General features: G+C 49.7%; 13 protein-coding genes and 1 other annotated feature (1 of these 14 running past the window's edge). Of the genes, 3 read left to right on the top strand and 10 right to left on the bottom strand.

Annotation, left to right across the window (positions count from 1 at the left end; all coding sequences use genetic code 11):
- Nucleotides 1-22: 22 nt before the first annotated feature.
- From groES to ACQKPA_RS27410, 4 genes are all read right to left on the bottom strand, one after another.
- The gene (gene groES / locus ACQKPA_RS27425; protein ID WP_006212454.1) at nucleotides 23-304 is read right to left on the bottom strand and encodes a co-chaperone GroES; all 282 of its coding nucleotides are present in this window, start codon (nucleotides 302-304) and stop codon (nucleotides 23-25) included.
- A gap of 374 nt (nucleotides 305-678) precedes the next feature.
- Nucleotides 679-3,294 carry a metallophosphoesterase gene (locus tag ACQKPA_RS27420; RefSeq protein ID WP_427495606.1) on the bottom strand — a complete coding sequence of 872 codons (2,616 nt, stop codon included), beginning with the start codon at nucleotides 3,292-3,294 and terminating at the stop codon, nucleotides 679-681.
- A gap of 4 nt (nucleotides 3,295-3,298) precedes the next feature.
- Nucleotides 3,299-4,564 (bottom strand): methyltransferase domain-containing protein, encoded by a 1,266-nt coding sequence (locus ACQKPA_RS27415; protein WP_427495604.1) that lies wholly within the window; start codon nucleotides 4,562-4,564, stop codon nucleotides 3,299-3,301.
- An 18-nt stretch (nucleotides 4,565-4,582) separates the two neighbouring features.
- Nucleotides 4,583-5,401: a nucleotidyltransferase domain-containing protein gene (locus tag ACQKPA_RS27410; RefSeq protein WP_427495602.1), complete on the bottom strand. Its 819-nt coding sequence runs from the start codon at nucleotides 5,399-5,401 to the stop codon at nucleotides 4,583-4,585.
- 204 nt (nucleotides 5,402-5,605) lie between these two features.
- Between ACQKPA_RS27410 and ACQKPA_RS27405 the strand changes: the two genes are divergently transcribed.
- Both ACQKPA_RS27405 and ACQKPA_RS27400 read left to right on the top strand, forming a co-directional pair.
- The gene (locus ACQKPA_RS27405) at nucleotides 5,606-6,937 is read left to right on the top strand and encodes a helix-turn-helix transcriptional regulator (RefSeq protein ID WP_427495601.1); all 1,332 of its coding nucleotides are present in this window, start codon (nucleotides 5,606-5,608) and stop codon (nucleotides 6,935-6,937) included.
- Nucleotides 6,906-7,766 (top strand): WYL domain-containing protein, encoded by an 861-nt coding sequence (locus ACQKPA_RS27400; protein WP_427495600.1) that lies wholly within the window; start codon nucleotides 6,906-6,908, stop codon nucleotides 7,764-7,766. The genes ACQKPA_RS27405 and ACQKPA_RS27400 overlap by 32 nt, the downstream gene beginning before the upstream one ends.
- A gap of 137 nt (nucleotides 7,767-7,903) precedes the next feature.
- Here ACQKPA_RS27400 and tatC read toward each other — a convergent pair whose 3' ends face one another.
- The 5 genes from tatC to ACQKPA_RS27375 form a co-directional block, all read right to left on the bottom strand.
- A complete protein-coding gene (gene tatC, locus ACQKPA_RS27395; protein WP_427495599.1) occupies nucleotides 7,904-8,677 on the bottom strand; it encodes a twin-arginine translocase subunit TatC in 774 nt (257 codons plus the stop codon).
- A 76-nt stretch (nucleotides 8,678-8,753) separates the two neighbouring features.
- Nucleotides 8,754-8,990 carry a twin-arginine translocase TatA/TatE family subunit gene (locus ACQKPA_RS27390; protein ID WP_427495598.1) on the bottom strand — a complete coding sequence of 79 codons (237 nt, stop codon included), beginning with the start codon at nucleotides 8,988-8,990 and terminating at the stop codon, nucleotides 8,754-8,756.
- Between the two features lie 216 nt (nucleotides 8,991-9,206).
- On the bottom strand, nucleotides 9,207-9,698 hold the full coding sequence (locus ACQKPA_RS27385; protein ID WP_071222524.1) for a MogA/MoaB family molybdenum cofactor biosynthesis protein: 492 nt from the start codon (nucleotides 9,696-9,698) through the stop codon (nucleotides 9,207-9,209).
- A gap of 49 nt (nucleotides 9,699-9,747) precedes the next feature.
- A complete protein-coding gene (moaC, locus tag ACQKPA_RS27380; protein WP_427495597.1) occupies nucleotides 9,748-10,224 on the bottom strand; it encodes a cyclic pyranopterin monophosphate synthase MoaC in 477 nt (158 codons plus the stop codon).
- Nucleotides 10,225-10,227: 3 nt separating this feature from the next.
- The gene (locus ACQKPA_RS27375; RefSeq protein WP_427495596.1) at nucleotides 10,228-10,875 is read right to left on the bottom strand and encodes a 5-formyltetrahydrofolate cyclo-ligase; all 648 of its coding nucleotides are present in this window, start codon (nucleotides 10,873-10,875) and stop codon (nucleotides 10,228-10,230) included.
- Between the two features lie 507 nt (nucleotides 10,876-11,382).
- On the opposite strand from ACQKPA_RS27375, the gene ACQKPA_RS27370 reads away from it, so the two are divergent.
- Nucleotides 11,383-13,335, top strand: a complete 1,953-nt coding sequence (locus ACQKPA_RS27370) for an ABC-F family ATP-binding cassette domain-containing protein (RefSeq protein WP_427495595.1) — start codon at nucleotides 11,383-11,385, stop codon at nucleotides 13,333-13,335.
- 476 nt (nucleotides 13,336-13,811) lie between these two features.
- Here ACQKPA_RS27370 and ACQKPA_RS27365 read toward each other — a convergent pair whose 3' ends face one another.
- Entirely contained in the window at nucleotides 13,812-15,335 is a 1,524-nt protein-coding gene (locus ACQKPA_RS27365) for a 2-isopropylmalate synthase (protein WP_427495594.1), read from the bottom strand.
- A gap of 153 nt (nucleotides 15,336-15,488) precedes the next feature.
- Nucleotides 15,489-15,644, bottom strand: a binding site (T-box leader); it runs 186 nt beyond the window's last position.

The raw sequence follows: 15,644 nt of genomic DNA, 5'->3' as shown, positions 1-15,644 counted from the left end.
CAAAGATATATTCAGGCGTTCATTAGCCTAAGATCGCGTGGATGTCGCTTTCTTTCATAATCAAATATTCTTTACCTTCGTATTTGATTTCTGTTCCAGCGTATTTGGAGAAAATGACGCGGTCGCCTTCTTTAACTTCCAAAGGTACACGTGCGCCGTCTTTCAGGGAGCCACTGCCTACAGCAATAACTTTACCTTCTTGCGGCTTTTCTTTAGCAGAGTCAGGAAGTACAATCCCGAATGCCGTAGTTTCTTCTTGTTCGATCGGTTCTACCAATACGCGTTCACCTAAAGGTCTGATCATGAAAAAATAGCCTCCTTTAAATATGTTGTGATGCTTTTTTCAAAGCTTTATGTATTAGCACTCGACAACCCTCAGTGCTAACAACCAACTTTATGATACTCAAGTTGTCTTAAAATTTCAAGTCCTTTGCATGATTTTTTGATCATTTTTTTGCAATCCGGACTTAGGGAGGGGTTGTCCCCAAACCCCCTTCTCCATTGTATCCATGACCAGCCAAAATATGCCTGAGTCTTAAGTGACACTGTACGGCTGGAACTATTGATCCAGTCATCATTCTACGAAAATAAAACAGCCCGAAATCAGGTCCCTCCCTTAGGAAGGGTGCCATCTTTCAGGCTGTTTAAGGTTCAGCGAAATGTCTGTCCCCCATCGGCTTAAAGCCTGGGGTCGATTTCCTTTTCTTTCTCCATCTCGAACAGCAGCCGCATCGCAATCTCTTGGTAATCCCCGTGGCTCGGGGAAATCTCGTCATACTTAACCCCAAGCATGCGCTTTCCAAGCTGATGCTCGGCGATCGAAGTGCGGAGCTTCTTATGCGTGTTTTTTTGTTTCAACAGCTTCGCGTATTTGTGCGGAAAACGGTAATCGTAACCGTAAATGATCGAGAGGTATTCGGGATTTCGCACCTTCAAGTAAGGGGCAGCGTTCTCCCGCTCCTCTTCCGGTTTGATTACAACGCCTTCCATTCGGTTCCGGGTCGTCAGCGTGGAGAAGAAAGCCTCCGCCTGTTCAAAGCTCTCCCGCTCACGCAAATCCAGAACCAGAATCTCATCGTCATTCAGGAAGCGGAACATGGCCGAGGTATTCATATCAGGCATGACTTCTTCTCCGGTATCCCGAATTTCTTTAAGAATGGCGAACGGCTTGTAATCCAATTCCGCGTCCCCCGCATAAAGTTCGAGCTGCTTCTTGTACAGGCGATAAGCTTCCTCATGCTTCCCGAGCGGCACATAAGCTTTCCGAACATCCCGTATATGTTTAAACGATTGATAGCTGCTCGAGCCGTGCTTCTCTATAAGCACGGATTTGGATAGTCGAAACTGTTCATTCTCAAAGCCGCTTGCGTCATAGGCTGTGAGCAGCTGAGCGTATGCCTCCTCAAAACCCGTCTCTTTCAGAAACCTTGTTTCCGACTCAAGCGCAGCCGCAATCGGTTGAAACTGCCTGTCGATCAGTCCTTTCCCGAGTGCCTTCCATGGCAGCAGCTCCCCATCCAACAGCATCATTTCGATGCCTTCGGCCTGCATATGGGACGAGAATCTCTCCAGCAGCCGTTCGTACACCGAAGATAAATCAATCCCGCTGATTCGGTAACCGTTTCGACTAACGGCATAGCAGCGCTCCAGGTCCCGGAACAGATAGATGCTGCATCTGGAGCCCATATATTTAGGCTGGAGCACCACATGTTCAATCCCTTGGTCCTTGTAATAATGGAGTCCTCTTGCGAGGGACTCCAGTTCTCCCTTAGCCAAATCCTTATCCGCCGGCGACATCGTTCCGGAAATAAAATTGATTTTATGCTCCGCGCAATACAACAATCTTCGCTGGGCTTCGCGATCTAAATCCCGGAGATCGATGCTGCTCCGCTCTGATCTGGCAAACAAATCCGGTAATTGTTCATGAAGGAACACAGGGTCTTGTTCCCTAAACGGCGATTTAAAGCTGCGATAGACCGGTTTTTGGCCGATTTGAACGGCCGTCAACATATGCCCGTGCACGCTTCCCGTATCGATGTGAATTTTGTTCTTGATCCGAAACGGTCTCACCGCGGCGACATGACCGAACACATGGTAAGGATGATTACTGACCGCTTCTTCGCTTAAGAATAGAAGCTGCTGCTCTGTCGTGACTTCCGGGTTGCTCCGTTCCAGACGGAAGGAACGCTGATGGCGCAAGGAATTCGAGTCGAGTTTACCGACATATTTATTCCGGCAAGGAGCATGGGTTACGTAATAAGAAGGTCCCTGCTGACCCACATATCGATAAAATGGCTTAGCCCGGCCTACAAGTTCATCGAAGCGCTGCCGCAGCGCTTCATCTTGGCCTAACGTTTCCATAGAATCAAAGTAGGAACGCAGCAGCTCCGGCTCTACGCCCTTAATTTCTCCCTTCAGGTACTTATAAACGAAGTTCTCATGATTCCCCATAACGAAAAGGAAATGCTCCATATTGTCGTAGAGGAAATCGATCATGGCCCGGGTTTGCTTCCCTTTGTCGATCCAATCCCCGGCCAGAATGATCCGGGTGTTTCGGAGTTTCTCCGGAACGGATAACTTTCCGTCCGTCATCCCGTAACCATAACTTCTCAAAAGCCCCTGAAGCGCGTCCACACGCTCGTGCACGTCCCCGATCACAATGTATTCCATATCCTGACTCAGAATCGAGGACAGATACTCCTCTTTATTGTCCACAATCACTTCGTAAGCAGGTTTCGCCAACTCCTTCTCCTTGTTAAGAAAATCCTTCGCACGCACTTTATGAATGGCATCGTATCCTTCCCGTGCGAGGACGGGGAGCACCTCCTTTTTCAAGCGGCTAATATGCGTGGTTATCAGCTTCTTGGAGCGATCGGAGGCGTAGTAATCTTCCCGTTTCCGGTAATCAAACAGAATGGCTTCCACACGGTAGTTGTTCTCATGCGCGATTTCAAGGACCTTGCTCCGGAAATCATCGGCCAATGCCGTTGTATCCACTACAACAAAGTCAGCCTGAATCGGAAAAGAAGTTGTCAATCTAAGCCGCTCAAATAATAACTGAAACGCATGCGAGCTCGCCTCCAGCATCACCTGATCGTATTTATCATAATCATAACCGAGCAGCTCCTGACGAATGGCGTCCGATGATAGGTACTGGACATTGCTCCTGTAGTTGCGCTCGGGGTACTCCCACTGCAAGGATGGAATCAGGATTTCCTTTGCAAACGTCGTTTTTCCGCACTCTGTCGGACCGACCAGCATAAAAATCGTGTGCATTTTGGTATGCAATTCCATGGCCTTACTCCCCCTTCCTCGTAACAATTATTCCCTGCGTTGTATGCATGCCGTCCACGCTGTCACCGATCATCACATACTCATATTGAACGCCCAGTTTCTGCAGGATTTCGTCACACCACGATATAAACTCCTCCTGCCCCATTTCCCACTTATGGTCATCATGCCTGAAACCATCGAGCTCATAATACGGGTTGAAATCGGCATTGGGCGTCGTAAGGATCAGCTTCTCGAACCGGATCTCCTGCACGACTTGGCGGATGAGGTCCGCCGCTTCCGCTTCCGGCATATGCTCGATCACTTCGGTCAAAATAACGTCTACGTACTCATCGTCATACCCCTCAAGAAAGTGAGCGATCGACGGAAAGGTCACCAGATTGTCCAGGCCCTTGGCTTCCGCTTTACGCTCTACCACTTCCAGCAAAGCTTCATTAATATCTACCGCATAATAGGTTTCCTCTATTTTTCCGGCAAAAGATAGGGCGTAAAAGCCTTCACCGCAGCCGATATCCAATATCGGCTTGTTGAATGGCAGCACTTGAGCGATGTAACTTCTGCGCTGCATAGCCGTGTTTCCATAGGCAAAATGGATGCTGTATCTAGGCGTAAACTCAAGCTCCTGCTTGAACTGCTTGAATCGATCCCGATTATTCAAAAAATTGCGCACGAACAGACTTCGTATGTAGTAGGGGGCATCGATGACATTCAGGCTGCGAATGTGCTTTTCAAGCACTTTATCCGAGGTATCGAGATACTCGCTCCCGAACATTGCCAGGAACAGGCAAAACACATTGACCGTATGCAGCAGATGGTACAGGCTCTTCCCGGTGGTTATCGTGAGGGCATAGCTTTTATGGGCCTCGTGCCGAAGCGAGAACGAGTATTCTTCGAGATGCTTTTGAAAAAATTCAATGTAACGCGTCTTCTCAATATGAATGAGATTGATGTAAAAAACATGCTCGTATCCCTCCGTGTCCCGTTCATCGTGTTTTTTGAAGGGAGCTGCAAAAAACTCGTTAATGGCTGCCAGCGGAAACAAAGGTGTGTTATAACGGGACACGTTCAAATACTCGAAGCTCTCCCCTTGATGCTGTTTGAAGGATACTTCGTTATCCGCATCCTTGAAATACACGTTAAACGCAGCCGGCTCGGAATACCATCCGTATGCCGTTCCTTGCCTCACGCTCCGAAGCTGCATGCCGGAGTTCGGGTTCTTCTTCATGAGAAACGAAAACTGCGGATTCGTTGATGTGAGCTGTATAATTGCCAAAATGACTCTCTCCTTTCGTCAAACCGTGAATGACTGCGTTCCGCCGGTTCCCCATGCTTCGACCAGCGCATCCCGAAACAAAGCATCCAGCCTTTGATCCAGATCGGTATCTTGATGCTTCTTATCCTTGGCTAGCAGCTCATATTCGTTCAATTTATCTTCAATGAATGCATTAATGGTAGGAAGCTTCGGTTCAACATTCATCTCTTCACCTGAACGTTTGCGAAGAAGCAATTGATCAATCTCCTTTTTCAGTGCACTTCCCTGATCTAATAGGCGATCCGTAAGCAGCTCGAATTCCATGGGAGGCATCTCGTTGTAGGTTTGAATCCAGTCGCATGCCAGGATCGGACGCAGTACATAGAAATATTTTTTGATCTTAACGTCTCCCCCCTGCAAATACATCCGGTAATTGCCTTTGGCCATGTTCAGGTAGTGGTGCATGCAAGATTTAGGCGAGAACGCAAGCGGAGATATGCTGCGGATCTGCTGGGCGATGCCAAGCGTCTCCTTATACTTGATGGGGGACTCCAGCCATTCAAGCAGGGGCGGATTCGACTTGCGAAAAAGCCCCAGCGCTTTTTTCAAATCCCAACCGCTCATATCCAGCCTGTCGTTGATTGGCCGCTCAATCACATCTCGCTTGTCGAAGATCGATAAATACCACTCCACGGGTCTGATATAGATAAACCTTACGTCGTAATCGCTGTCCGTCGACGGGAAGCCCCAGGCCCTGCTGCCTGATTCGCAGGCATACAGAATAAGGATTCCTTCCTCCTGCTCAATTCGCTCCAATTCCTGTTGAATCGTCGATTTCATTTCCTGCGTTATATTCATATCCGGAATCGCTCCCTTCTGTAGCTGCCGTGTGATTTCCGATATCCTTATTGTCTTCTATGCGCTCCTATTTCAACAGGGCAAAAGTATGGCGATAACAAAAAGATGTTATAATTTCCATCCTTTATGCAGTTCCCTATCCTTGCTACAATAGTTACAGACAGGATCACGTACGATCTAATATATGACTTGAAGGAGGGCGCCATGGCTCGGGAAAGCTTCGATAAAGAAATCCAGTTCCTTCGCATTCTGGCGCTGGCCGGAGGAGCATACAACCGGCAACAACTGGCCGATCGACTCGGCATTTCGGTACATACCTATGACAAAACGCTCCGAAATTTAAAAAATAGGATTGAATCGCTTCAGCCGCAGCTCTCGGAAGAACAAAGTCTCACCCTGTCCGAAGGGCTGCGCTATTCATACTATGAAACCGCAGATCCACTCCTGCTGCTGTTGTTCCGCGGCAAATCGCTTAAGGCATCGGAAAGCTTGAGGCTGTCCACGATCCTCACCCAGCTGCAGCATCAGCAGTTAACCGCCAAAGAACTAATCGACCTATGCGGCGATCACTTCCCTGACGGGGAATCACTCCCGGATGAGAAGACGATACGCGGAGATCTCAAATACCTGGAGGAAGTCGGAGTCATCGTGAAGACAGGCACAGAAAGACCTTACCGTTACAGGGGCGCCCGTGATCTGATCGATTCGTTGTCGGATGACGAGCTGCTTGATCTCTACGATTATGTGGACGTCATGTCGAATACGCAGCTCCCGTCCGTGCAGGGTTATATGCTCAGGGATAACTTAAAGCGGGCTTTGCGGAAGCGTGACATCGCTGCGCACTCAACCGCTGCTTATATTTATAAATATCATTATCCTTCACGCATATTGGATGAGGCGCATCTGCATACCATTTTTCAGGCTATCACCAAAAGAGCAAGAATCCGTTTCCTGTATTTATCACCCAAAAGCACTTCACGCTATGTTTCCCAAAATACGAATCCGCTGTTCCACAGGGAGTCTAAAGGGCTTCGGGAAACGGTGCTGCCGCTGCGCGTGATCTATGACCATCAATACGGCCGTTGGTACCTGATCGGTCATAACGGCAGACAAGGTCTCATGAAGTTTCGTATGGAGGGATTGACTCAGATTGAAGAAGGCGATGTGGTTGAGGAAGAAGTCTTCCAGCAGCGCCTGGAGGAAGTGCTTGCCGAATTTGAGAATAGTTGGGTTACCGATACCCGTAATCCCACCAAGGTCGTGGCCAGATTTTTTAATCCGGCGGACAGCAAAGTGAATTTCGTGCTGAACCGGGTTAAGGCGCAAGGGCAATGGGGGACCGTTACGATAGAATCCGACGATTCATTTCTATATGAAATCGAAGTGAACGGCACCAGCGAAATCAAGCCCTGGCTCCGGAGCTTCGGCTCCAGCTGCGAGGTGCTCAAGCCCCGCTCCCTTCGGCAGGAATTCATCAAGGAATGGAAGGAGATTGCCGCTTATTATGAGCCAGAATCCGTTCGAGAAAATTTTTAATTATCAGATTATGACGCGGCTTGAGGAAACGGACTCGATTGCCATAACCGCTCAAGAACGGGGATGGCTCAAGATGATGCTGGTGCACCCTGAGGCAGCTAACGCCTTTACGCCTGAAACCTTAAAGCGTCTCGAACAAATCCTTCACATGGAGCATAGCGGTGCCGAGATGAAGGAGATTATCCTGGAGAAGGCCAAGGGACAGGAACGAAGCGTATATCACCCGCACCTTCGCACCTTGCGAAGAATGATCATGCAGGATCAGGGCTTTCGCTTAAGCTATCGAACGAAGCTTGGAGAAACGCGCAGCAATCAGTCCGGTTTCCCGTACAAACTGGAGTATTCCATGATCAAACGGGAATGGATGCTGATCTGGTACAGCAAAAGCCGAAGAGGACTCATGTACACGAAACTCGATCATATTCTATATATCCAAGGGACATCACTTCCGTCTTTTCGAATCGATCGCATCAAGGAACGGCTGCAGAATCTGATGGACAATCGTGAGAAGCAAGCCCTAATTGAAATCCATCGGCGATACAACGGGGAATTGTCACGGATCCTATACGCTTTCTCCTGCTTTGACAAGACCGTCCATTATGATGAGGATTTCAATACCTACCGCATTAAAGTCTCCTATTTGAAGGATGAGTGCGACTTTCTGCTCTCCCGTATTCGCTTTCTCGGACTGCGGGTGAAAGTCGTGGAAGGAAGCACGCTGCAGGCCCGAATGCAGGAAACCGCAGCGATGGCGCTGGCGAGATATGCTCAAGATGAGCTCGGAACGACAAGACATGATTCCCATGAAGACCGAAGACTGATGCAATGATGCAGTGATGCAAATTGATTTCTAATCCATCATTCTTTGAACAAAAAAAACAACCCGCAAACCATACTCCCGTGGGGAGTGGTTAAGCGGGTTGTTTTTATTCTTAAAAGGATCCTATTTTGCAAAAAATATCACGGTCAATCCTCTTCGTCTGCCCTTACGTAGCGGCTGTCCCGTTCCATGTCCGCCTCTAATTGCTTGCGATAGATCACGGAGGACAGAAACACGCTGAATTCGTACAGTAGCAGCAGGGGAATCGTGACCAGGAAATCCGATATGAAGTCCGGCGGCGTAATGACAACCGCGATGAAAACGAGCGCGAAATACGCGAGTTTGCGCATTTTTCGAAGCCGCAGCGGATTCAGAATGCGTATTTTTGTTAAGAACATCACCACAAGAGGCAGCTCAAACAGCAAAGCCAGCGGCAGTACAAGATTGAACATGAAATTCAAGTAATTGGTAATGCCATAGGTTTCCTGGAGTCCCATGCCCTGCGTAATCGCCGTCGTGAACGACAGCGTCATCGGAAACACGATGTAGTAGCCGAACGCGATCCCCACGATGAACAGAATAAACGCATACGGCACGTAACGTATGGCTGCCTTCTGCTCTTCTTTGCGCAGCCCCGGCTTGACGAACGCCCACAGCTGATAGAAGATCAGCGGAACGGAAATGACAAGCGAGAAAATGGCGGCGATTTTCATGTAAATCCCGATGCCATCCCAGAAGGAGAAGGCATGCAGCTCAAAGTTCTTGGCTTCCTCGGCCGCCGTCAAATAATGATAGATCGGGTCCGCAACGAAAAGTCCCCCGATCAGGCCAGCTACGAATACCACGAGCACGATTATAATTCGTTTGCGAAGCTCGCCCAAATGCTCCACAAGCGCCATATCTTTCACTTGCTCCGACATGTTAACCACCACCCTATATGTGACCCTGACAAAACAAAATCCCTCCCGAAGGAAGGGACTTCAAGCCTTGCTTTTTCTATTCCGGAAGACGCTTGTCTTCAACCTTGGTTGGCTCAGCGACAACGGCTTGTTGGGGAGCCTCTTCTTTCTTCTTCGCCGGTACATCGTCAGCAATAATCTCCCGCGCACCGTCCTTAAACTCACGGAATGTTCTTCCGACCGCACGTCCCAGTTCAGGAAGTTTGTTCGGTCCGAACAAAAGCAGCGCCAAAATAACGAGCAAAATAATACCCGGCACTCCAATTCCACTCATATCTATTCTCCTCCTCGTCCTGCTTAATGCCAACAAAGGACTTCAGGATGATCTAAATCCGTCATGCCTTGCACTACAACAGGTGTTAACTAATGATCATAATCCGACTACTACAGTTGAAACAAGCTCATATACCGCCATCATACCATAATGTAAATCACATATACAGTCTAGAAACGTGACAGTTTATTTACATAATTATCTAATAGATACTCTCTAGAGCTGCTCCCGATATTGGCCCGTTACCATTAGCAGTGCTTCCGGAAGCTGATCCATGACCGCCGCCAGATTCTCGTGCACGCCTTTTGGCGAACCCGGCAAATTGACAATCAAGGTACGGCCGCGGACGCCGCATACGCCGCGAAACAGCATCGCGCTCCGATTCTTCTGCATGACGGTAGCGCGCATCGCTTCCGCTATGCCCGGCACTTCGCGTTCGATGACCCGCTTGGTTGCCTCCGGCGTAACATCCCGGACCGCCAGCTCCGTTCCGCCAGTCGTGAGGACAAGGTCCACTTGATAATAATCCGTCAGTTCGATCAATGCCGCGATAATTTCATCCGGCTCGTCCGGTACGATCCGGTATTCAATAATTTCTCCGCTCAGCTCTTCCTCCACCAATTCCCGGATCACTTGAGCGCTCGTATCCTCGCGTTCCCCCCGCGAACCTTTGTCGCTCGCCGTCAGGATCGCCGTTTTCCACACCATCTGCCCTCTCTCCTTCCCACTCGTCCGAATCTCCTATCTCTATGCAATCCTATGTTGTTTCTTGTATGTAATCCCCGCTCTTCCCTCCGGTTTTGCTTACCAGGTAGGTCGGGCCGATGACCATGTCTTTTTGCAAGGCTTTGCACATGTCATAGACCGTCAGCGCAGCGGCGGAAGCTGCTGTCAAAGCTTCCATTTCAACACCGGTTTTGCCTGTGGTCTTCACAGTCGTTTCTATATATAACTCATCTCTAGCATTGTCGCTGAACTCCACATTCACGCCGGTCAACGGCAGCGGATGACACATGGGAATCCAGTTTGACGTGTTTTTGGCAGCCATGATAGCCGCAACCTGCGCTACGGCAAGCACATCTCCCTTTCCGATTTTCCCCTCCTGGATGCGAATCAGCGTATCCGGGTGCATACAAACCGTAGTCTTCGCTACCGCTGTCCGGGCTGTTACATCCTTATCACTGACATCCACCATGCGTGCTCTGCCTTGGCCGTTAAAATGACTCAATTCCATCTCTTATCCCTCCGCTGCAGGTCTGGCCGTTGCCGAATGTCCCAGCTCCGTAACCAAACCGTCCAATACCCTATCATGTTCTTCCATAGGGACGTGCTCTAAGACTTGAACCTCGTAGCCAATTCCCATCCAGAAAGGTCCACCGATCTGAGCGTTGTCTTGCGCTCCCTGACTAAGCCTGTCCGACAGCCGGTCATAATAACCGCCTCCGTATCCAAGTCTTCCGCCCTTCCTGTCAAACGCAAGCCCGGGCACCCAGATGATATCAGGTCCGGGATGATTCCATTTCTGCGACCGCAACGGATCAGGCTCCGGAATGCCGTAAGCTCCGGGAATCAGCTCATTCCATGCCTGAAGCTTATACAATTCCATCGAACGGTCTTGGGGCAGACTTCGGGGAACGATAACCTGAATCCCCTGCTTCCAAGCCCATTCAACCAGCGGCCGGGAATCCAGTTCGGAGCGAAAGGGGACATAAATCATCATGCTTTGAAATTGAAACCGATTCATGACCTCTGAAGCAAACTTGCAGGCTTGCTTCGAACGCTTCGAACGCTCTTCCCCGGATAACTCATCCCTGCGTAATGTCATCACTTTGCGCAGGGCTTCTTTTGCGGATACCCGCTTCAATTCTTCCTCAGGGTTCAACACGTGATCTTTCCTCTCACGCTTATAATTAAGTTTAGTTTACCACTGTTCCTTCCTTTAGCCAAGAATGCCGGAAGTCGCCAATCATAGTCGATTGTTCGGCCATTTTCATGTACACTTACTTTAAGATATCAGAACGTATAACTTCAAAATCATGACCATCCTGATATCGCAACAGATGACAGCTTCTATAAACGGTCTGTCTTCTGAGAATGTACGTCGGGAAACGTTTTTCTTTAGAGATAAGATTGTATATACATCAGAGTCTCCCCTCCTTATCTCGCAAGAAAAACTTCCGCTATATGCGGTCTGTCTTCTGAGAATGTACGTCGGGAAACGTTTTTCTTTAGAGATAAGAATGTTTATTCATCAGAGGCTACCCTCCTTATCTCGCAAGAAAAACTTCCGCTATACGCGGTCTATCTTCTGAGAATGTACGTCGGGAAACGTTTTTCTTATAATGAAGTATTAATGGTACAAACATATATAATGATGGAGGTTTCACATAACATGCTGCTGCAAGCCAATGGCATTACGAAATTATACGGAGTTACGCCCGTCCTTGACGGGATCAATCTGCAGGTGCTTGAACGCGAAAGAATCGGTCTTGTCGGAGTCAATGGAGCCGGGAAATCGACCCTGCTCAAAATTTTGGCAGGCGAGATGTCTTATGATGGCGGACAAATCTTCAAGGCTAAGGAAACCACCGTTGGTTATCTTGCCCAGAACAGCGGGCTTCAGTCCGATTCGTCGATATGGAACGAGATGCTGGATGTCTTTGCTCCCCTTTTGGAGATGGAGCGCGAGCTGCGTCAGATGGAGGAACAAATTGCCGACCCGAAGTCGAGCGAGGATCCGAAGAAATACCAGGAACTTCTGGATCGTTATGCGATCCGTTCGGACTGGTTCAAGGATCAGGGCGGTTATGAGATCGAAACACGAATCCGCAGCGTCCTTCACGGCATGGGATTTGGCAGTTTTTCGCCGGACACCTCCATTGCCACATTAAGCGGCGGACAGAAGACAAGGCTGGCACTTGCAAAAATATTGCTGCAGGCACCTGACCTGCTCATGCTGGATGAACCAACGAACCATCTGGATATCGCAACCCTCACATGGCTGGAGGATTATCTGCGCGGCTATTCCGGTTCATTGCTGGTCGTTTCCCACGACCGCTATTTCCTGGATCGTCTTGTAACGACCATCGTTGAGATTGAACGCCGTCATTCCAAAAAATATACGGGCAACTACAGTCGGTATATTGAGCTGAAGGCAGCGGAATACGAATCCCAGCTGAAGCAATACGAGAAGCAGCAGGATGAGATCTCCCGAATGGAGACCTTCATTCAGCGGAATCTGGTCCGGGCCTCTACGACCAAGCGCGCACAGAGCCGCCGCAAAGCGCTGGATAAAATGGAACGGCTCGACAAACCGCTGGGCGATTTGAAGAAAGCTCATTTTTCTTTTGAAGCCGAGTATATGTCAGGTAAAGACGTCCTTCATATACGGGATCTGTCGCTTGCGTTCGAGCAGGACAAACCGCTGTTTCGGCAGGTTTCCTTTGATCTCAGCCGCGGTGAAACCGTAGCTTTGATCGGTCCTAACGGGGTGGGCAAATCGACGCTCCTGAAATGCTTAATCGGTACCATGAAGCCAACGGCTGGATCGCTGCAATGGGGTACAAAAGTGAAGATCGGCTATTACGATCAAGAGCAATCCGAGCTGAATCCGAGCAATACCGTTCTGGAAGAGCTATGGGGCACCTACCCGCATATGGAGGAAGCCCGCATCCGTACCGTTCTGGGCAACTTCCTCTTTAGCGGCGAAGATGTGCTCAAGAAAATCAGCTCCTTAAGCGGCGGAGAAAAGGCACGCGTCTCGCTTGCCAAGCTGATGCTCCTGGAAGCCAACATGCTCATCTTGGATGAGCCGACGAACCATCTGGATTTATTTGCAAAAGAGGTTCTGGAATCGGCACTCATGGATTACGAAGGCACTTTATTGTTCATATCCCATGACCGTTACTTCCTTAACAAAATGGCCGAGCGCATCATCGAGCTTCATCCGGACGGCATTCAACATTTCCTGGGTAATTATGACGACTATACGGAGAAAAAGCAGGAAATTCTCGATATGAATGACGAACCTTCCGAGCCTTTTGCTCGTCACACCTTGAAACAGGAAGGAAAAGCCGAAGCTGCCGTCGAGAAACAGGGAGCCGTTTCCTTTGAAGCCGAGAAGCAAGCCAAACGGGAGGAACGGAACCGTCAGCGCAAGCTCACAAGTCTGGAAGAGCAAATCCATGCTTTGGAATCGGACATATCCGAGTTAGAGGCCGAGATGACCCTGCCGGAGATCTATCAGGATTATATGGCACTCCAAGAACGCCAGCAGTCGCTAGAGGAGAAAAAGAGTCAGCTTGAGCAAATTTTTGCCGAATGGGAGTCATTGCTGGAAGATTAAAAAAGTTCACAAAAGTGTTTCAAATGGAGTTTTTCATTTATACACAAACTTATCCCCAAGAATGGTGCATAAGTTTACCATGAAAATGGCCGAAACGGCCATTTTTTTGTTGTTATACGCCCACTCCTGGTCCTATATCCAGCTTTATCCACTAAGTTATTCACATTATCCACAGTTTCCACCGGAAAATTTGAAAATCCTGTCCCCTCTTTTCAGCGTCTTGCAAAAGACCGATTTATCGACATTTTTCTCGCTTATGCACATTTTTCAGCGAATATGTGGATAACGTTGTTCACAACTTGACAGAATTATATGTCTTATATAGATGGCAGCTATATAGACTTTCTCTTGTTATCGGCAAGTTATATCAAGCTTGATTTTAAAAAAAGCGACCCTCTCCAATCCGGTCGGTAAGGTCGCTTGTGCCATCAATCATAGAAGTGGAGATGCTAAGGTTCCCCTATTCAGCTTTTTGCCTAGACCGACATCAACGCCGAGTTGCATGCAGCAACGTATGCCAGGCCTGCGGCCATCACGATATCCTGATGCACAGCCGTTCCGCGGAAGATCTTGCCCGCCTTCTCAACCGTGACCGCCGCCTCGGCATGCGCGTCTTCGCCGCTGCTTAACGAGTGGAGCTCCAGATCGCCAAAGCGGATATCGCTGCTAATTCCTTGGCTGATTGCCGAGATAACGGCTTGCACCGGACCGTCCGCCACGCTGGAGTAGGTGGCTTCCGTTTGCTCGCTCAGATGACGCAGCGTGACGGCCGCGACCCGGCTGCTGCCCGTTCCGGAGATGACCTGCGCCTCGGTCAGCTCATATACTTGGGCTGGTTTGCCCAAAGTGCTGCTCACCATTTGCAGCAGCTGGTCATCGCTGACCACCTTCTGACGATCAGCCGTCTCCTTGAAGGTATCGTACAAGGACTCCATCTCGTCTACATCAAGCTGAACACCGTACCGGGCAAGACGGTCCTTCAGCGCATGACGACCGGAATGCTTGCCCAGCACAATCATGCTCCGCGGAATCCCCAGCTTTTCCGGATCCATAATCTCGTAGGTGCTTCGATCCTTCAGCAGACCGTCCTGATGGATGCCGGATTCATGCTGGAAGGCGTTCCGGCCAACCACAGGTTTATTAAAAGCGATCGGAAAATGCATCGCACCGCTAACGAGACGAGATACTTCATACAGCTTCTCGGCCGTAATGCCCGTCTCTGCCCGCAGCATGTCACCCCGGGTAGATAGAGCCATGACCAGCTCCTCCAGTGCGCAGTTGCCTGTACGCTCGCCCACCCCATTCACGGTAACCTCGATTTGGCTGGCGCCATTCTCGATCGCGGCCAGGCTGTTGGCCACAGCCAAACCAAGATCATTGTGGCAGTGGGCGCTATAGGCGACCGTCTTTCCGCCACGAGCGCCTTCCCGCACACGTCGGAACATCTCGCCGTATTCATTCGGAAGCGCATATCCCACCGTATCGGGCAAATTGATTATCGTTGCACCCTCTTCAATGACGGCCTCTACCATCTCAATCAAGTCGTCAATGCCGGTACGCGAGGCATCCATCGCCGTAAATTCAACCACGTCGCTGAACTGCTTTGCATAAGCTGTCATCTCACGTGCCCTTGCCACTACATCCGGACGACTCATGCGCAGCTGGTGGCGAAGATGGATGTCGGAAGACGAAATAAATAGATGGATTCGCCTTCTGGCCGTATCCTGGGTGGCCTTGACGGCAGCATCAATATCCCCTTTCACGGCCCGCGCGAATCCGCATATCTCGACCTGCTGCAGCTGTCTCGAGATGGCCTGCACAGCGGCAAACTCCCCGGGACTGGACACCGGAAATCCGGGCTCCATCACATCAACGCCCAGCTCAGCCAGCTTTCCGGCCAGCACAATTTTCTGTTCAGGCTGCAGGCTTGCTCCCGGTGCCTGTTCCCCGTCCCGCAACGTTGTATCGAATATTTGGATGCTTCTCATGGATTCACTCATTTTGCATACTCCTCCTTGGTTATGGTATGACCCGATTTCCTACGGGAACGTTGTTCCGTCTGTTCCATATGTTCGCTTTACGTCCGCACGTCGACTTGCGTCCGCATCCCACCCTGCTGCTGCCGGCAGCAAAAAAGCCCGCCATCTCTTCATATAAGAGACGACGGGCTTAGACCCTCCGTGGTACCACTCTAATTGACGCGCCTAAGTTCGCAGCTGTTCTTCCGCGACATATACACGTCCACTCCCTGTCCATGGTCTCCTCATACCGGCCGGTCATGAAGAGAATGGACATCCTGATGACGAAGG

This window comes from Paenibacillus sp. NPDC093718, assembly GCF_050279985.1.
Lineage (GTDB): Bacteria > Bacillota > Bacilli > Paenibacillales > Paenibacillaceae > Paenibacillus_AQ.
The sequence above is the reverse complement of the archived record's forward strand: the minus strand, read 5'-3'. Positions and strand labels throughout refer to the sequence as shown.